The organism is Clostridium sp., from assembly GCF_051278035.1.
Classification (GTDB): Bacteria; Bacillota; Clostridia; order Clostridiales; family Clostridiaceae; genus Clostridium_AD.
The window spans coordinates 1-20,356 of sequence record NZ_JBNMNU010000018.1 but is presented as its reverse complement, the minus strand read 5'-3'; the positions used below and the strand labels follow the sequence as shown (position 1 = coordinate 20,356).

General features: G+C 32.0%; 14 protein-coding genes. All 14 read left to right on the top strand.

Features of this window, described 5'->3' with window-relative positions:
• Positions 1 to 45: 45 nt before the first annotated feature.
• The gene (locus ACJAX4_RS04460) at positions 46 to 2,439 is read left to right on the top strand and encodes a hypothetical protein (protein ID WP_435788256.1); all 2,394 of its coding nucleotides are present in this window, start codon (positions 46 to 48) and stop codon (positions 2,437 to 2,439) included.
• Positions 2,439 to 3,371: an ATP-binding cassette domain-containing protein gene (locus ACJAX4_RS04455; protein ID WP_435788255.1), complete on the top strand. Its 933-nt coding sequence runs from the start codon at positions 2,439 to 2,441 to the stop codon at positions 3,369 to 3,371. The genes ACJAX4_RS04460 and ACJAX4_RS04455 overlap by 1 nt, the downstream gene beginning before the upstream one ends.
• Positions 3,371 to 4,255 carry an ABC transporter permease gene (locus ACJAX4_RS04450; RefSeq protein WP_435788254.1) on the top strand — a complete coding sequence of 295 codons (885 nt, stop codon included), beginning with the start codon at positions 3,371 to 3,373 and terminating at the stop codon, positions 4,253 to 4,255. The genes ACJAX4_RS04455 and ACJAX4_RS04450 overlap by 1 nt, the downstream gene beginning before the upstream one ends.
• A 20-nt stretch (positions 4,256 to 4,275) precedes the next feature.
• Positions 4,276 to 5,754, top strand: coding sequence for a hypothetical protein (locus tag ACJAX4_RS04445; protein ID WP_435788253.1), 1,479 nt, complete (start codon positions 4,276 to 4,278; stop codon positions 5,752 to 5,754).
• 13 nt (positions 5,755 to 5,767) lie between these two features.
• Positions 5,768 to 6,751, top strand: a complete 984-nt coding sequence (locus tag ACJAX4_RS04440; protein ID WP_435788252.1) for an AAA family ATPase — start codon at positions 5,768 to 5,770, stop codon at positions 6,749 to 6,751.
• A 12-nt stretch (positions 6,752 to 6,763) separates the two neighbouring features.
• A complete protein-coding gene (locus ACJAX4_RS04435) occupies positions 6,764 to 7,636 on the top strand; it encodes a DUF58 domain-containing protein (protein ID WP_435788251.1) in 873 nt (290 codons plus the stop codon).
• On the top strand, positions 7,633 to 9,423 hold the full coding sequence (locus tag ACJAX4_RS04430) for a vWA domain-containing protein (RefSeq protein ID WP_435788250.1): 1,791 nt from the start codon (positions 7,633 to 7,635) through the stop codon (positions 9,421 to 9,423). The genes ACJAX4_RS04435 and ACJAX4_RS04430 overlap by 4 nt, the downstream gene beginning before the upstream one ends.
• A gap of 13 nt (positions 9,424 to 9,436) precedes the next feature.
• Entirely contained in the window at positions 9,437 to 12,220 is a 2,784-nt protein-coding gene (locus ACJAX4_RS04425; protein WP_435788249.1) for a VWA domain-containing protein, read from the top strand.
• Between the two features lie 183 nt (positions 12,221 to 12,403).
• Positions 12,404 to 13,519, top strand: a complete 1,116-nt coding sequence (locus ACJAX4_RS04420; RefSeq protein WP_435788248.1) for a hypothetical protein — start codon at positions 12,404 to 12,406, stop codon at positions 13,517 to 13,519.
• A 51-nt stretch (positions 13,520 to 13,570) separates the two neighbouring features.
• Positions 13,571 to 14,515: a helix-turn-helix transcriptional regulator gene (locus ACJAX4_RS04415; protein ID WP_435788247.1), complete on the top strand. Its 945-nt coding sequence runs from the start codon at positions 13,571 to 13,573 to the stop codon at positions 14,513 to 14,515.
• Between the two features lie 266 nt (positions 14,516 to 14,781).
• Positions 14,782 to 15,792, top strand: a complete 1,011-nt coding sequence (locus ACJAX4_RS04410) for a Wadjet anti-phage system protein JetD domain-containing protein (protein WP_435788246.1) — start codon at positions 14,782 to 14,784, stop codon at positions 15,790 to 15,792.
• A complete protein-coding gene (locus tag ACJAX4_RS04405; protein ID WP_435788245.1) occupies positions 15,783 to 17,294 on the top strand; it encodes a replicative DNA helicase in 1,512 nt (503 codons plus the stop codon). Before ACJAX4_RS04410 ends, ACJAX4_RS04405 begins: the two co-directional genes overlap by 10 nt.
• A complete protein-coding gene (locus ACJAX4_RS04400; RefSeq protein ID WP_435788244.1) occupies positions 17,281 to 18,018 on the top strand; it encodes a DUF6063 family protein in 738 nt (245 codons plus the stop codon). Before ACJAX4_RS04405 ends, ACJAX4_RS04400 begins: the two co-directional genes overlap by 14 nt.
• A partial coding sequence (locus ACJAX4_RS04395; protein ID WP_435788243.1) for a hypothetical protein occupies positions 18,019 to 20,356 on the top strand: 2,338 nt, incomplete at its 3' end.

Sequence of the window (20,356 nt, the reverse complement as noted above, 5' to 3'; positions counted from 1 at the left end):
ATATTAATGATTTTATTAGATAATTATTTGGAAAGAAGGGATTTTATGAGAAAATGCGCGAACACATTCATAGTTTTTTTAATGGCTTTAACCGTATTTACAGGTATTGGAACAAGAGCAGAGGCAACTGCAAATAAGGACATTAATGTTAAGGTTGAAGTAGGCTTTAATAAAAATTATAAAGTAGGGAATTCTTCACCTATAACCATGAATATCGATAATAAATATAAAGATATAAAAGGGGAAGTAGAAATAAGGGTGCCTAGTACACCCGGAAAGTATGTTAGCTATGTAAAGCAGTTAAGCATGCAAAAAAATTCACAAAAGGATATTATAATAAATGTTCCTATTAGTGGAGCACGTACTGATTATACGATTGTAATTAGTAATGGCAAAGAAATAGTTTATGAGGATAAATTAACAATAAATAATACTTCAAATAACATGACCCAATTTATTGGAATATTAAGTGAGGATAGTGACAGTCTTACTTATATAAATGAAGCACCGTCAAATATAGGGACTAGCTTAGTAACAAAAACTATAATGCTTAATGAAAAAAGTTTTCCAGAAGATTTTCTTGTATTAAAGACTTTTGATGTACTTATAATAAATAATTATGATACTACAAGATTAAGTAAAGCACAATATGAGGTGTTAAAGCAGTGGGTCAAAAATGGTGGGACACTAATGATAGGAACAGGGGTAAACCAGGCTAAGACCTTAGGTGTATTTAAAGACGATTTTATTAAAGGTAGTATAGGTGAGGTTTCAACTATAACTACTTCAAAGATAAATAATGTAGCAACTTATGGAGATAACAATAGTAAAGTAAGTATTGAAGCTTTAGATATGAAGATTGAAAATAGCAAAGTGAATATGGCGGAAAATGGAGTAAGTTTGGTGCAGAGTCTTTCTGTGGGAAAGGGAGTTATTGGTATAGTAGCTTTTGACTTAGGATTGCCTCCTTTTGTAGGTTGGAGTAATAATTCTGTGTTTGCACAAAAATTGATAGGAATTATTAATCCAGATCTAGGTAAAGTAAATAAAGGAAAGGACATGCAGTCGGGACAAGATGTATGGGTAATTAGAAACATAATGAATCAATTTAGTGAACTTGCATCTGCAAAGACTGGAAAGTTTTACATAATAATTTTTATCTACATATTAGTAGTGGCACCACTAAGTTATATAATACTTAAGAAGCTTGATAAGCGGGAATTTATGTGGATTTCAGTACCTGTTTTGGCTGTGATTTTTGGCTTTATAGTATTTATATCAGGATCGGGTGGAAGAATTAACAAGGTTACAGCTAATGTAGTATCAGGCATCTACATGGATGAAAAAGGTAATGCAGGAGTTTCTACTTATGCAGGAATATTTACTACAAATAAAATGAAACTAACGGTTCAAAGTAAAGCTGGGAAACAGATGTTTCCTATGGTTGATTATAATAATCAATATGGTAATAATATGGTTACTGGTAATGAAGAGTTAGAAGCAAAGATATATGTAGATGGAAATAGGGGATTAGAATATGTTAACACTAGTATTTTAGAAAATAAAGTAATGCGAATACAGCAGCAAAATTTAGAACTCGGGAAAATAGAAACTGATGTAAAAATGAAGAATGGTAGTATAACTGGAAATATTAAAAATTCAACAAAAATTGATTTAGAGGACTGTTATATAGTAACTACTGGAGAATATTACAAAATCGGGAATTTAAAAATAGGGGAGAGTAAGGTTATACCTACGTCAGGAGGGTCATATGGAGGTAATATGGATCAATTTTCAAATCAAGTGATAATGGGATATAATCAAAATGGAAATCAAGGAAATACGGCTCAAGTAAATTCTAATGAGTTAATTGATAATAGTCAAAAACAAGGAATGTTAAGGTTAATGTTCCGAGGAAATAATATGGAGGCTTCTGGTATTAAGCTTATTGGTTTTTCTAAAACCCCAATAGAAGATCCAATTTTAATTAATGGTGAAAATAATGTAGCTAAAAATGAGAGAATTGTACTTGTAATGCCTATAAGTGTAAGATTCATTGATGGAAATAATGTTAATTATCCCATGGGATTTATACCTTTCGAAGTAGTCTCAAGCAATTCTATTAAATATGATACTTTTAATAAGAGACTTTATGGAATTGGGGATGCTGAAATAGAATATTCCATAGATAAAAAGGTGAATGTAGAAGAGGTTGCTATTAATACTACCAATTTAACTAATGGAAATCCGCAACAACCCAATATTTATATTTATAATTATACTAACGATAAGTATGAAAAATTAATTGATACAGCGATTACCGGAGATAAGCTTAAAAGATATTTAAACGAGGATAATAAAATTAAAATCAAGCTAGAAATTAAAAACGATGGGGATTATGGAATTCCTAAAATTTCTGCTAGTGGGAAGGTGAAATAATGCTAAAGATAGAGAATTTATATAAAAATTACGGGTCTTTTCAAGCAGTTAATAATTTAACTCTTAATATACCTAAAGGGGAAATATTCGGATTTGTTGGACCCAATGGTGCAGGTAAAACTACCACTATGAAGATCGTATGTGGGTTACTAGCGGCAACTTCAGGACAAGTATCGGTGGATGGAATAGATATCTCTAACAACATAAGAATGCTTAAAAGTAAAATAGGATACATGCCAGATTTTTTTGGAGTGTATGATGATTTAAAGGTTATTGAGTATTTAGAATTCTATGCATCTATATATAACATAAAGGGCAAGGAAAGTGTAAAGATATGTAATGACCTTTTGGAGCTTGTGGATTTAACTGATAAAAAAAATATTTATGTGGATACTCTTTCTAGAGGCATGAAACAGAGACTTTGCCTTGCTAGGAGTTTAGTTCATAATCCGGATTTATTAGTGTTAGATGAACCAGCCTCAGGAATGGACCCAAGAGCTAGAGTTGAAATGAAAGAAATCCTAAGAACTTTAAGAGGTATGGGGAAAACAATACTAGTTAGTTCTCACATATTAACAGAGCTTTCGGAGCTGTGCACTAGTATAGGGATAATTGATAAAGGTAAAGTTTTAATGAGCGGAACAGTTGATGAGATAGTACAAAAGGTTTATCACTCACAGAGGATTAGGATGAAAGTTATAGATAAAGTAGAAGATGCTTTAAGGATACTTAAGGAATTCCCAGATATAGTGGAAGCGAATACTGTAGGAACTAATATTATTGAGGCAGATTTTAATGGTGATGATGCTTTTATGAGTACAATTCTAAAACGATTAGTACAGGGTGATATTAAAGTAGTATCGTTTAATGCACTAGATGGAAATCTTGAGGATATATTTATGAAGGTAACTGCTTCAATGGAGGAGTCATAATGAAAATAGATAGAAATAGTTTTAGAATAAATCCAGTTTTACAAAAAGAACTTAAAGTTAAGATGAGAGGGTGGAAATCTGTATTTCTTATTGTGGGGTATAATCTTGTACTAGCTTTGTTTACTATGTTTATTATGAAGATGACTATGAATAACAATATGGGGAGAATAAGTCAAAGCAACATATTTGCTACCTATGTGTATATTGTTATAGCACAGTTTTGTCTTATAGGTCTTATCGCTCCTGCATTAACGGCAGGTTCAATATCAGGAGAACGAGAAAAACAGACTTTAGATATGCTTATGTCAACAACACTAAGACCTGTGTCAATAATCACAGGAAAACTATTCGCATCTCTTAGTCATATAATACTCTTAGTAATATCTTCTATTCCAATATTTTCAGTAATATTTCTCTATGGGATTATAGGAGTAAAAGAGCTTGTACAGGTGTTTATATTTTATATAATTATAGCTATAACACTAGGTAGTATAGGGATTTTCTTTTCTACTTTCATAAGGAAAAGTACAGCTGCTAATGTTCTTTCTTACGCTTTAGTAATATTTTTAGCTTTGGGAACCTTATTAATATCTATCTTTTATATACAATTGGTGATAGTTAAAAATAATCCGAGTACACCCTATGACCAGACCTTTTGGCTAATGTATTGTAATCCTTTTGCAGGACTTGCATCTCTTCTAACAACTCAGTTAGGGCAAGGCGGTGGACGAATACTTCCTGGTATGTATTTAACAGGAAAGCAGAATGGTTTGTTATTATGGCACATTAACTCTATGTTTAATTTAGGCTTATCAATTGTTTTACTTGGGTTAAGTGCTTTAAAGTTAAATCCTATAAGGCGAAAACTGTTTAGAAAAAATTAATAGATGAGGTGAAATAAGCTATGAAAAATTCCTATAAAGAGATTTATAATATTCTTAAGAAAATAAGAGGTAGATTTGTATTAAGCAGTATCTTTGTAAATATCTGTATAGGTTCTTTAGTAGCAGTGATTGTTGGTATAATTCTAAGCACAATATCAAGGTTTATACCAATATATAATGTTTATCAGAAGGTTACGTATATTTGCGCAGCTGCCATAGTAATGGCTTTATTCTATTCTTTAATAGTAAGACCTGATTTAAAAGCCATTGCGGCGAAGGTGGACTCCTTTGAGCTTAAAGAGCGAGTTTCGTCGGCAATTGAAATAGAAAATAAAGAGTGCATTTACAAGGAACTTCTTGCACGAGATGCTCTTAACAATTTAAAAGGGTTGAATTATAAAAAAAACATATCCTTAATACCTAAAAAGAAATTTCTTTTAAGTCTTTGTGTTTTATTAGTTATTCTTTTGGGCTCTACTTTATTACCTGACCCTCTAAGTTCATTAGCAGAAAAGAATCATGCTACGGATGTCTATAAAAAGCAGGAAGTTGAAAAAGTTAATTCTGCTGTAAAGAAAGTTTACGAGGACACAAAACTAAGTACTCAGCAGAAAGAAGACTTAATAGCAAAACTTGAAGAATTAAAGGCTGAATTAAAGACTACAAAGGATATTGAGGAAGTCAAAAAGGCAGTTCAGAAAACTACAGAGAAATTAGCTTTAAAGAAAAATGAAGAGTTGTCAAAAGATCTTAAGAACTTGGAAGCTAAACTGGGAGAGAATAAAGATACGGAGAAGCTTTCAGAGGCTTTGAAGAAAAATGATAAAGAATCAGTAAAAAAAGAATTGGACAAATTAAAAGAAGAATTAAAGACCATGGACGAGAATAGTAAAAAGGATTTAAAGAAAACTCTTTCAAAAGCGTCAGCAGCAACATCTAACAGTGATTTAAAAGATGGTTTAGATGCGTTGGGTGACGGCATATCAAGTGGTGATGAAAACGCCATAAATAGCAGTGTGGATCAGATATCTAAAATCGCAAAAAAGGGAACTGCAAGTGAGGATATGAATAAAGCTCTTGCACAAGTACAGGAAGAGCTTCAAGGAGAAACAACTGATGGTCAAGAACAGAAGCAAGCTCAGGGGCAAGGCGCTGGTCAAGGTCAAGGTTCAGGATCTGGCTCAGGTTCAGGACAGGGACAAGGTGCAGGAGGCAGTGGAGCCGGAAGCGGAACTGGCAATAAGGACTTAGGAGTAACCCCTTATGGTTCAGGGGGAACTGGTACTGCTTCAGGGCTTACAGGAAAAAAGAATGATAATTCAGGAAGCAGTGATAGTTTTATAACAAATAATCCAAATGCAGAATTAGGAAATTTAAAACCTTATGATCAAGTTATAGGAGAGTATACTGATAAGGCAATGGAAAGTCTAAATAGTAATGAGATACCTGATGGTATGAGGGATGTTATTAAAGGCTATTTCACTTCGCTGCAAGACTAAAGGAGGAAAAATAATGGATGAAAAAGAAATAAAAATTATAGTTGATAAGATTAAGGCTATTGAACTTGAAATAGGAAAAGCTATTATCGGTCAAAAGGATATTGTAAAACTTGTCCTTATAGCAATTTTTTCTGGTGGAAATGTGCTTTTAGAAGGAGCACCTGGTCTTGGGAAAACTCAGCTAGTAAAGACACTTTCAAAGGTTTTAGATTTATCATTTTCTAGGATTCAGTTTACCCCTGATTTAATGCCAGCGGATGTAGTGGGTACTAATATAATAGTTAAAAGTAAGTCAGGCGATAATGCCTTTGAATTTCAAAAGGGTCCAGTATTTGCACATATCCTATTGGCAGATGAAATAAATAGAGCAACACCTAAAACACAGTCAGCTTTACTGGAAGCGATGCAGGAGCATACTGTTACAGTTGGAGTTAATACTTATAAATTAAGTGAACCCTTTATGGTTCTTGCAACTCAGAATCCACTAGAGAATGAAGGTACCTATCCACTACCAGAAGCTCAACTAGATAGGTTTTTATTTAAGTTAATGGTACCTTTCCCAAATTTTGAAGAATTAAAGGGAATAATAGACGTAACTATTAATAACAAGGCAACTGAGCTTAATAAGATAATTGATGGGGATGAAATTTTTGAAATAAGGAAAATTATAAAGGAAGTTCCTATGTCAAAAGCAGTGGAGGAATACGCTCTTAAGGTTACGCTTGCTACCCATGCAGATTACCCAGAGGCTCCAGAGCTTACTAAAAAATATATTAGATATGGAGCTAGTCCTAGAGCGGCCCAAGCTATTATTTCTACTGCTAGAGTTAGAGCTGTGATGGAAGGTAGATATAATGTAGCCTTTGAGGATATAAGATTTGTAGCTTTTTCAGCTTTAAGACACCGTTTCTTTCTAAATTTTGATGCCATGGCAGATGGAGTAAGCTCTGAAAAAATCATTGAAGAGATATTACAAAGTCAGCTTAAGAAGTCGTAGGGTAGTGATAATATGAAAGAAAAAATATTTGATGCAGAATTTTTTAAAAAGCTTGAAAATATTTCGATAAAAGCTACTATGTCTATGACGGAAGGTACCGCTGGAGGTAGAAAGTCAAAGGTGAAAGGCAGTTCTGTAGAGTTTTCAGACTTTAGAGAATATAGCCCAGGAGATGACTTTAGGCGAATAGATTGGAATGCTTATGGGCGTTTTGATAAGTTATTTATAAAGTTATTCATGGAGGAACGGGAAGCACTTATAAATATATTTGTAGATTGTAGTAGGTCCATGGATTTTGGAGAAAAAAATAAGGGAGCCATGGCTCTTAGGATAAGTGGAATACTTACATATTTTGCTCTTAACAATTTAGATAGAGTGTGTATTAATAAGCTTCAAGGAAACACACTACATGGGTCACACTCTTATATGGGTAAGAGTACGTTTAAGTCAGCTCTTGCGTTTATGGAAAGAACTGAGTTTGAAGGGTCAACAAATTTATCCGAGGCTGTTAAAAAGAAGGATTTAAAAAACAGAGGAATTTCAATTATTATCTCTGATTTTTTTACTACAGGTTCTATTGAAGAGATGATAAAGTATCTTGCCTATAAAAAGCAACAAATTATATTTATTCAGGTGATTTGCACTGAAGAATTATCACCAGACTTTGGTGGGGAAGTACGCCTTATTGACAGTGAAACAGGTGAAAAGGTAAATATTAGCATAACACCAAAATTACTAAAAGCCTATAATTCAAGGTTGAACGCCATGTCTGTAGTTATTAAAGAAGGGGTTAAGAAATATGGAGGAACTTTTATGCAGGTTTCAACGTCAAACTCTTTAGAAAAGATAATATTTGAACAGTTTGCAAGGGAGGGGATAATATGAAGCTTTTGTCTCCGATTTCTTTATGGTTTTTAGTTTTGATACCGCTACTTATTCTAATGTACATATTAAAACAAAAATTTCAGGAAAGAGAAATCTCTAGTCTTTATCTATGGCATCAAGTATTACTGGATACAGAAGCTGCAAAACCCTTTCAGCGGTTTAGAAGAAATATATTGTTTTTGCTTCAATTATTAATATTACTTTTAGTTATATTTTCTCTTACCAAACCATTTATACTATGGGAAAACAAAAACTTTGAAAATGTTGTTATGGTGATTGATACTACTGGGAGTATGAGTGCTCTATGGGAAAAAGATAGTAGACTGGACCAGGCGATAAAAAATGCAACGGATACAGTTAATTCTTTGGCTTCTGGAAGTAAAATGACAATAATATCTTCAGGCAAAAACTCTAAAGTTGAGGTAAGCGGTTCTACAAATAAATCCGCTACTATAAAGAAAATAAATGAAATTAAGGAAACCAACAGTGCAGGAAATATAGATGAGGTAAATTCACTAGTTAAAGCTATATGCAAAGAATATAAAAGCTATAAAGTTATTTTCTTTACTGATAAAACAGTTAATTTGAAGGAAGTAAATGGTGAAGTTGTAGATTTAGCTACAAAAAAAAGTAATATGAGTTTAGATTACATAGCTCACTCACAGATGGAGAAAGGCTTAAAGGTTATGGTTAGAGTCACAAATCATGGAGATGAAGACAATAAAATAGAGCTTTGTTTATATGGTGAAACCACGCTTGTAGCCTATAAGGACTTAAATATAAAAGCTAGTGAAACTCAAACCGTATATTTTGAAAATGTTCCACAAAGTAGTAAATATATTTATGGTGAAATATCTGAAAAAGATGCCTTAATGGAGGATAACAGTATTTATTCTATAGTGAAACAGAGTGATGCAGGTCGAATTCTTTTATGTACAGATGGAAATGTATTTCTTGAAAAGGCTATAACTACACTTAAGGATATAGAATTATTTAAATCATCTTCTAGTGATACGGTTCCTCCGGATTTTGATTTATATATTTTTGATGGGAAAGTACCGGAAGTCTTGCCGAAAAAAGGAAGTATCTTATTTATTAATCCAGATAAAAGCAATGAGTTTTTTAAGGTTTCAAAGGAAGTATCCGGGGGGAGAGCTTCTGTTGTTCCTCATGCTATAACTAGGTATATGGGTAATGATGATTTTATTATCTCAAAGCTTAGACAAGTAGAAACTCCATATTGGGGAATTCCACTTTTGAAAGTTTCAGAAAAGCAGGCAGCTTTTGTTGGAGTACAAAAGGATCAGAAAATTGGAGTGTTAGGTTTTGATCTTCATAACACGGATTTGCCTTTAACCACGGAATTTCCGATTTTCATAAATAATCTAATATCTTACCTCATTAATAGAGATACCAATGCAGTTAACAAATATAACTGTGGTGAAAGCGTAAATATAATACCACTTCCCCAGGCAGAAAAAATAAATGTAATTACTCCTGATAAAACTAAAGCAGAAGTAAGCACTAAGTATCCTGTAAAACCTTTTGAGGACACAGCTAAACCAGGTATTTATGAGATAAGACAAAAACTTTTCGAAAAGGAAGATAGTAAGCTTATTGCTATTAATTTTCCAAGCTCTGAGAGTGATATCAGTGTTCAAAAATCAAGTACTATAAATACTTCTGGCAGTTTATTAAACCAAGGTGGAATAAATTTAAGTAGTTATTTATTAATACTAGCTCTCATAATCATTATTATTGAATGGTTAGTATATACAAGATCATAAGGGGAGGATTTACATGGGATTTAATTTTATTAGACCGTATTTGCTGATTTTAATTCCCTTACTTCTAGCAGGGGTCATATATTCTTCAAGATGGCTTATTAGATTACCTAAAAATAAGAAACGATTTATTGTAATATTAAGAAGTTTAGTAGTTACTTTAATGATTTTAGCTCTTTGTGGTTCAAGCCTTTATTGGAAAGTGGACTCCACAAACACACTATTTTTAATAGATGCTTCAGATTCAACTAAAGCTTGTAGAAGCAGTATGGAAGCTTTTATAAAAGAAGCAAGTAAGTATAAAGGGAAAAAAGATGGGGTCGGAGTATTATCCTTTGGTGAAAATACGCAGGTGGAAAGTTTTATTAGTAAAGATAACGAATTTAATAAGGTAGAAGGCAAGATTAATGGTAATTATACTAACATCAATAACGCCATGGCCACAGCCCTATCATTATTCCCGGATAATTCTAATAAAAGAATTGTATTAATTTCTGACGGCGAAGAAAATTCGGGATCAGTAAGTAAAATAGCACCATCTCTAGAGGAGCAGGGCATAGATATAAAATATTATAAAATACAAAAGAATCAGGGTGAGGAGACTTCCGTAGAGAAAATTAGTGTTCCACAAAAATTGGCTCTAGATGAGGAATTTAATATTGTGGTAACCATAAATAGTACAATAGCGCAGGAAGCCACTATAAATCTTTATAATGGAAGAACCAGGGTAAACCAGCAGAAGGTACAGCTCCAAAAGGGAGAAAATAAATTTATCTTAAGGGATAAGGCTGATTCGGCAGGTTTTAGAAATTATAAAGTAGTGGTAGAAGGAAGTAAGGATAGTGAACTGAAAAATAATGAAGCAGCAACTTTTACTAATGTAGTTGGTAAATCGAAAGTTTTAGTAATAGAAGATAATAGTGGCGAAGCTGATGAATTAATAAAAATGATTAAGGCATCAGCTATGGAGTATAAGCTAATTAAGGCCGCGGCGACCCCTAGAACACTTAAAGAAATGACAAGTTATAAATCTATAATAACCTGCAATGTTTCTGCGGATAATCTTAATGACGGATTTATAAATTCTTTGGACAGTTATGTTAAGGACTTTGGAGGCGGGTTTATTGCCTCTGGTGGAGATAATTCTTTTGCACTAGGTGGATATGCTAAAACTCCTTTAGAAAAAATCCTACCAGTATATATGGACATGAGGGGAAAAAAGGAAGTGCCTAAAATGGCCATGGTATTAATTATTGATAAATCTGGTAGTATGTCTCAAGGGGTTGCAGGTATTAGCAAGGTAGATATGGCTAAGGAAGCTGCCATAAGGACTTTGGACTCCTTACGATCCGGAAAGGATGAAATAGGTGTTTTGACTTTTGATGGAGCCTATAGTTGGGTGGTTAAAGAACAACCTATTAAAGATGCTAAGGCCATTGAATCGGATATTGGAACTATAAGAGCAGATGGTGGAACTAGTATATTACCCGCTCTTTCTGAAGGGTATAAAGCATTAAAGAAAAGTGATGCAAAAATAAAACATATAATTTTACTTACAGATGGACAGGCAGAAAGAACAGGTTATGATAGTTTACTTAAGAGTATTAATAAAGAAAATATAACCGTATCTACAGTATCGGTTGGAAGAGATGCAGATAAACAGCTCTTAAGTGCTATAGCAAAGCAGTGTGGTGGAAGATCTTACGTCACTGATGAATATACTAATATACCTAAAATATTTTCAAAGGAAACATTTATGGCAACTAGAATGTATCTCAATAATAGAGAGTTTACACCTATAATAAGTAACAATCACAGTATTTTAAGTGGAGTTTCCGATGGTGGACTTCCAACTTTACTCGGGTATGTTGGAGCCTCGGCTAAGGAAACGGCGAGAGAAGTTCTGAGGAGTGATGAGGATGATCCTATATTAACGGTTTGGCAGTATGGACTGGGCAAAACTGCAGCTTGGAATTCAGATATTTCAGGTAAATGGAGTGGAAACTATATAAATTGGAATAAGAACTTGAAGCTGTGGCAGAATCTCATAAACTTTACTATAGAGAACTATGCGAGTGAAAATGTCACTATTGATGTTTCAGAAAAGGGTGGAAAAGCCACTGTAACTCTTAAAAACAAAAATAGCGATGATAAGCTTAAATCTAATATAGTTGTAGTTTCACCTTCAGGCGCTCAAAGCGAAAAAGAATTATACGAAACAGCACCTGGAGAGTATACAGGGACAATAGATTTAAAAGAAACTGGAGTGTACATGATAAATGGAAAGCAGGTTAAAAATGGAGAGGTAGTAAATTCTGTTAATACCGGCTATGCGATGCAGTATTCCCCAGAATATAAAATAAATAATGATAGTAGTAGCTTTGATAAATTTATTTCTTTTATTGATGGGGAAAACATTACAAATCCTAAAGAGGTTTTTGTTAAGCCTATGACAAATAAAAGTGGACATAGGGATATCACTACATTTTTAATTATCCTTGCGTTAATACTTTTTATGCTTGATATAGCATTTAGAAGGTTAAACTTAAGCTTAAATAAACTTAAGGCTATGTTTAGCAAAATAAATACTTCTGCTGTAGCCCTCGCTCAGCCTAGTGTAGATAAAATCAGAAAAAAATATAAAAAAGAGAAAAATAGTAATTATGAGGTGTTGGTAGAGGAGGATGTACAAGTAGAGAAAGTTATTGAGGAAGATCAGGAAAAAGTATCTGAAGAGAAAATCAGTATAAATAGCCTTGATACTAGTCAACTTTTAAAAAAGAAGAGGTTTAAAAAATAAATACAGTTTATCCCAGGGGTCTGACCCCAATGGGGTACTGAGTATATATATGATATAATCAGATATTATAATATTCTTAAAATGTGAATTGAGGGAAGCCGTTGTTTAAAATATAAAGCTTGGTTATAATATATAATAAGAGGAAAGTAATATATATACTAAATTGTGGAAAGGAGGAAATATATGAATACAATAGATTTGATAAAGATAGCAAATAAATATGCAAAGAATGAAGAATATAATTTTACTGGATATTTGATGTACAAGGACAAAAGAGTAGCTGAAATAAAAGACACAGAGTTTGTAAAGTCGTTGGATGATAATTTATTACCAGTAATAATGATAAATAAGAATGAAGGTTCTTTAGAAGCGTGGCTACAAACTAGAGTAATAGACACCCATAGGACAAATTCAAGGCAAATAAGGCGTAGATTAAGTGTCAGATCAGAGGTTCCTAAGGAGATAGTTATTAAAGCTAGGGCTATATGTATAACAGACAGTTATTGGCTAAAGTGGATGGATGAAGATATAACCTATAATGAAGTGAGAAGTAGGTTATCTGATGGGCTAAATACTATTGCTTTACACGGTAATGCTACAGAAATAAAATTTAATGATATAGATATAAGTCCTGAATTAACCAACATAGGAAGTTTTGAAAAATGCTGGAAGCTCATTGATGGATATTGGTATATGATAAAAAAGGGTACTTACAAGGAAAATTTCGCTGAAGTATTAATAGGAAACATTGCTATTACACTTGGATTTAATGCTGTTAAATATGAAGCGATTGAAGATGGAGCATTAGTTAAGTGCAAAGACTTTACTAATAATGGAGAAGTCGACTTCGAGCCAATGTTCAGCTTTGTTCGCGATTATTGGGAAATTGATGATTCTATAAGTATTATAAAAGAACTTGGTTATATAGAAGATTTTTTGAACATTACATTTATGGACGCATTGTGTTATAACATAGATAGACATACATTTAACTTTGGAATATTAAGAAAAGATGGAGAACCAGTAGGACTTGCACCAAATTTTGATAATAATTTAGGCTTATCAGGAGTTCTTAATAATAGTGGGTTAGAAAATACATGGTATTCAACAGCATTTACAAGAAATAATTATAAGCCTATATTAGAGGGGTATAATTATGATGTACCTAAGATTGATTTTGAAGAGATAAAGGAAATTATAAATGATACATTAAAAGGATTTCCGACGCTAAAGTTGGAATCGGGGTTTAGTGAAATTGTATTTAAAATAATAAAAAATAATTATGAAGAACTATTGTAATATTATAACTAAATATAAACCCGAATGGAATATGAAGAGGAGGAAATACATATGAGTAAGTTTTCAAATTTGCTCAGATTACTTATTTTATTAAAAAGTAATAAACGCATGAAAACAAAGAAAATTGCTAAGGATTTGGGCGTCAGCGAAAGAATGATCAGAAAATATATGAACGATTTAGCTGAAGCTAACGTAAATGTTGAATCTATTCCTGGACCCAATGGAGGTTATGAATTAATAGGCTATGATTATTTGCTTAATCTTGATATAAAGCCTGAGGAAGCTATTTCCCTAGAGATGGCAACTACATATCTTAAGCAATCTGATCACTTTGATTTGAATCTTCAGCTTGGAAATCTAAATGATAAAATTAAGATTCTAAACGAAAGAAGTAATCAATTAAAGGATTATTCAGATAATATTGTTATAAAACCAAAATCATCAGATTTGGATAAGGAAAGCAAATTTGAATTAGAAATACAAGCAGCATGTATTTCTAAGAAGAAATTACATATAAAATATTGTTCAGTATCTTCTGGAGAAACAGAAAGGATTATTTATCCCTATGGACTAGTAACAAGGAATAATTTTAAATATCTCATTGCCTACTGTGAGAATAGAGAATTAGAATTGACTTTTAAACTTATGAGGATAACGCAAGTAGAAGCATTGATGGATACTTTTGACTTACCAAGTTCTTTTAGTATTAAAGAATTTATGAAAAATCATCTAGGATTATTTCATGATGAAAATTATAATTTAAAACTATTAATTAAGAGGCCATTTTCCAAATCAGTAAGTGAAGGGTTATATGCTGCAAATCAAAAGATTAAATGGGTTGACGGGGAAAACATAATTTTTGAAGGCCAAATGAGTGGAAAGCCTGACATTATAAGATGGATTTTATCTATGCGTACTTCAGTTACAATTTTAGAGCCACAAGATTTAAAGGAAGAGATAAAAGAAGAATTAAGAAAGATGGTGGAAATAATTTGATTTTTTTCGGAGTAAGTCATAGGTGAAAATTTCCTATGGCTTTTTACGTTGGGATTTCAAATATTGCTTGTTAAATTGAAGAATATTGTCTATAATAAAGTTATAAGGAAAAAACGTGACACAAATAGTTCCTCAATTAATAAAATGCATTGCAATTAATAGAAAAAACTAAAAATTATGGTTATATATACCGGGTGTTTCTGGAGTGATAATATAAATTTAATGTTATTTTTAAACTATTCAACAAATTTTCTAGGAGAGTGAATATGAAAAAAAAAATAAAGTCTTTTTTGATATTACTTAAAAAATCGACTATATCTTTAACTGAGTTAGAAAACATATTCTTAGGTAACATTTCTTATGATATTTTAGCGACTAATATAAAGGAGCTAATTGTTGAGGGAGTACTTGAGGAAATTAGTCCTAAAGTTAATAATGGTAAAAGTGTACCACTTGCTTATAAGTTTAGAATTAAGCGTCATAAATTAAAAGAAGAACTAGTTGAAGAAATACAAAATATGAGATTGAAACTTGAACCTGAAATAAATTTAGAAGATTACTTTGTATTAAGTGAAGATACTTGGAGAATGGATTTACCCTATATTCTTAAGGTTAATGAGTATTTGAAAGAAAATAGGATTTTTGAAAAAGTAACTAATCAAGAACATTCTTATAATATTACTGGAGATGAAAAGTGGATTGATGAAAAGGGTGGTAGGAAGCTACTCGAGCGAATAAAACTTTGGAAAAAAATAGAAACACTAAGCGCTGGGGAGCCATTAATGCTTGCAGTGAACCCATATCAATGTTTAAAGGGGGAACATTTACATCTAATAGTTGAAAATAAAGCAACGTTTTATGCTCTGATGGATACTCTAAAAGAAACAGCTTTTTCATCATTAATTTTTGGGTCAGGTTGGAAGGTTGTATCTAATATTTCTATGCTAAGTAGGCAGTTAGGGTTAAAAGGAGAAAATAAATTATATTATTTTGGAGATTTAGACTATGAGGGTATAACCATATGGAATTCTTTAAACGAAAAGAGCCATTCTAAATTAGCCGTGGGATTCTATAAGGAGCTCTTGAAAAAGAATTATAGCTTTGGAAAAGAAAATCAGCAAAAAAATGAGAGAGCATTAACGCAGTTTCTTAAAGCTTTTACAGAGGAGGAGCAAGAGCAGATTAAAACACTTCTTGGTAATGGAGGGTATTATCCGCAAGAAGGTTTAAATAAATATGAACTTGACAATATATGGAGGAATAACATATGGGAGTAAACTTAAAAAGTATTACTGAAAATTATAGAGAAAGAATCCAAAGGCTAGCGTTGTTTGATACTTTATATAAGCTTGATAATAAAAAATCTAAAGATAATAGTGACAACCTTATTGATTATTTCAGTTTGGGGTTATTAACTTTACTATTTTTCTTTGAAAATATGTTGATACGAAATAAGAGAACAGGTGTAAAAGAATTGGCTGTATTCTTAATTGAATTAAATCAAGGTGAAATTGATTTAGAGCCTGAAGGCTTTGAAAAAATAGCAAGAACAATTATAGGAGTATTTCGCCCGGCTACCGGTAAGAGAAATACTAAAAGTTTTTATAATTGGGAAACAAGAACCCGGGAAAGTGTGCAATATTCTATTTTGAAAGCGGATAAAGCAGATTTAATCACTAATACTCAATACTACACATTGGATGATCAAGGATTAGAATTGATTTTTGCTACAAAAGAATATTTTAATGAGTTTCAGCTATCAATTAATCAGTTAGTTCTTAGAAAACAATTAGAAAAGGGTGAGTTTGTTGGAGCTCTTAGGCAAATTGATGAAATGAGCTTAGATGTTAAGAATTTGCAGGATCGTATGTTTAGAATAAAACATGAAATCCAAAGAAATATTGTATCTAATGAAACATTTGAGAGGTACAAGAGCATTATTGAAGATATTAATATGAGGCTTTACAGGGAAGATGAAGAATTTGATGAACTTCAATCTTTTGTTAGAGAGACAAAAGAGAAAATCGGAAACGATATGTCAAATGAAAAGGATCGTAAAACGTATGAATTAATATTGCAAATTGATAGAGGACTTGATCATGTTCATTATGAACATAGATTGTTACTTAAAGAAAGTATAATTTTAAAAACCTCAGCTCTTCAAGCAGCTCAAGAATCTCTTTATTATGTAGGAATAGATTCATTTAATTTTGATCAAGAGATTACAAGCAGAGTTTTTTCATCTCCACTTCCATTAGGATCAACCCGAATACTTATTGAACCTTTTTTATATTTAGAAAAACAGGAAAGTTGGTCTCCCCTTACGGTGTTTTCACAGCAGAGATTGGAAGCACGAGATAAGCTTGAAAAATCTAATGAGTTTTTTAAGGTAACAGGTGAAGAAGATAGAAAAGTAGAGTTGATGCTTTTAAGAGGTAATTTTAAGAGGATAATGGAAGTTGTACTAGTGGCAATGAAAGGGAAAAAAGAAATTACAATTGAGGGTGTGGTTGAAGACATAAGAGCTAGAAAATTAGATGAGTTTTTATTACATCGAAATTTTTATGATTTCTGGGTTATATTACATCAAAAGTCACCAATTCTCATTGATGATTCTGAAAAGTCAAAGGAAGACTTGTTTGGAGAAGTTTTAGGTTTGCTTGAGAATAAAGGTAAGGTAATAAAGGTTGAGGAAATAGGAATCATTTTAAAAATTACTGATAGGTATACCATAAGAAACATGAGATTAAGATTGGAGGATTTTAATGATAACTTATAACAATGAACAAGTAGTTCAGGCCTTTAAGCTGTATTCTATTTTAGCTATGAATACTTACGGAGATAAGGAATCCTTAAGGCTATATATGGCGGATGATCAGATAAGAGGGCTAGTGGACCAGTTTTCTAGAGAAGTGGACTGTACAATATTTACTTCTGGAGACTTTATATATATGATTCCAATTTCAAAGAACTCAATCTTTCATGTTTCAAATGAATTTTTGAAGAATACATATCTTCCATCTAAGGCTGTTAATCTTGATCTTTATCTTATGTATGTGTCCATTATCGTTTTATTGGGAGAGTTTTATGACAGTTATCAGACTACTGAGCCTACCAGAGATTTTCTGACAATTAGTGATTGGCTTGAAAGTTTAAATCAAAGAATTTTATCGCTTAAGGAACATGGTGATGAAAAGCTAAAAGAGATGGATAAAAATCTAGATTATAATTGGTCCACAATAGTTAAAAAGTGGGAGGATATGGACGATATTAAGGAAAAGGTTAAAGCTCAAGATGCTAGGACCAATAGTAGGAAAAGTTTTTTGAATATTGTAAAGCAGTTTTTAATAGCTCAGGAGCTAATCGTTGATATTGGGAATGAGGAATTAGAGCTTACTGAAAAGGCTAAGACCATAATACAAAGATATTATATGGAATATGATTACAATAGAGGAATACTCGATTTCATATATGAACTTGATCAGAAGAAAGGAGAGAAGTAGATGCCAGCAATTTCAAAAATAAGATTTACAAATGTAGTATATGAAAATGGTGAAAAGAGATATAATGATGATATTTTTCAATTTGATGGTCAAAATGCAGCTATTCTTTTAGAAAATGGAGGAGGAAAAACTGTATTTGTTCAAACTGCACTTCAGGCTATAATTCCACATGTGGAGGTAGCGGATAGAAAAATAAAAAATACGCTGATGCTAGAAAATAGTGCAGCACATATAGGCATTGAATGGATATTGAATGAACATCCAAGAAGATATGCAGTAACAGCAGTTACTTTATTCATTAACAAAGGCACTGTAGATTCACATAAATATGTTTATGAATATGAGGAGGATGACGATAACGGCATAGCTAAAATTCCCTTTGTTAGAGAAACTAGTAATGGTAATAAGAGACCTGCAACGAAAGAAGAAATGGGAGAATATTACTATGATATGAATCAAAATCGTATAAATGCACATACATTTAGTACAATAAGAAGTTATCATGAATACATTGAGGAAAATTTTAAAATAATTCCCTCGGAGTGGAGAAAAATAGCACTAATAAATGGATCAGAGGGTGACGTAGAGGCTTTTTTTGATGCTTGTCAAACTACTAATCAACTTGTAGATAATTTATTAATACCTGTAGTAGAAGAAGCACTAGCAGGAAACGGGACTAAAGAATTTATAGATACTTTTGAGAAGCAACGTGAACATTTTAAAAAACATAAACAGTTAAGGACAAGGATAGAAGAAAGTAAAAAAGTAGAGCAGCAGATAACGCAGTACGTTAAAGTTTTTGATGTTTTTGAGCAGGCAAACAATAAAATAGTTAACGCTAAAGAAAGAGCTAAAGCTATATATAATTTTACAAAGGAAGAGTTTATAGTTAATGAAAGAGGGATACTTGAGAATGAAAACTCTGACATAAAACTAGGAATTGAGTTAGAACTTTGTAATCAAAAACGAGCTTCCTATAAATTAGCTATTTTAGATAGACAGGTTGTTGAAGCACAAAATGTTTTTACAGCGGAAAATAATAAGTATACACAAGCAAAAAATGTATTTGAAGAAAAAAATATGAGGTTTAATAATCTAAAGGTTGCAAAACTCAAAAATGATATTAAAGAGCGCCAAGAAAAAACAGAGTATTTAACAAAACAGATAGAAGTTCTTGATAAAGATGAGGATATTATTGACCTTCAGGAAGATTTGCTACAAAACAGTAGTGAATTAAGAGGTTATTACCAGGAGCAAGAGCAGAAATTAATAAAGCAGGAGAATGTTATTGATAGTCAGATCAAAACTCAGAAGAATGAGTTAAAAGCACATAAAATTGAAAAAGAAGTTCTCAGAGCAGATGAAGAGGAACTTAAACATAATGAAACGAGAATAAAGACAGAAATAGAAATTTTAGAAAAAAGAATGAAAAAAATTGCCGGAGAAATCCTTGCGAGTCCGTTGCAGGAGAATGTAGAAGAAGAAAATGTAAAATGGAAAGCTAGATTAGAACGACTTGAGAAGAATATTTTTGATTATGATCAAAAATTAAAGAAGTTAGGGTCACAAAAGCAGAATTTAATAGCGGAAATAGATTTTTCTAGAGATCAACTTAATAAGTCTAGCAGAGAAGAAACAATCAAGGATGGAGAAGTAAATATTATTAGAGAAAAGCATGATATATTGCTAAACCGTATTAAAGAAATTAAGAATAATAGGGATTATTCAGATTCTCTTTATTCAAAACAAGAGAGTATTTTGCGGCAGTTAGAACTTAGAATAGAAAATCTAAAAAATGACCGAGAAAAATTACTCCTAAAGGAACGATTAGCTCATAGATATTTAGATGAGTATAAGGATAGTGAGTACTACACTGGAGAGCCACTAATTGAAAATTGGATCAGCAGTTGGGGGAATGGTTTTAAATACATAGAAAGTGGAACGAAGTATATTCAAAGGGTAGCAAAAAGTACTGGAAAAACAGAAGGAGATTTATATCAAATCTATCCATATTGGTCCGTAACCATAATTGTGTTTGATACTGAATTAGAAAAATTAAAAGAGAAGGTATGCAAACATAATAATGAAATTAGCGCTCCGATTTTTATAATGACAGAAAAAGAAGCACTCAGTTGTATAAAAGGAGAAATAGAAAAGGATTCAATGAAGATTTTCCCATTATTGTGGCAAGACAATCTATTTCAAAAATTATTTGAAAGTTGGAAAAATGAAATTGAATTTAAGGCTAAGGATGTAACAAATGACCGCGAGGAAAAAGAAAAAGAATGTACCATTTGGACCGATTTATTAAGGGACGTGAGAGGGTTTTATGACAGTT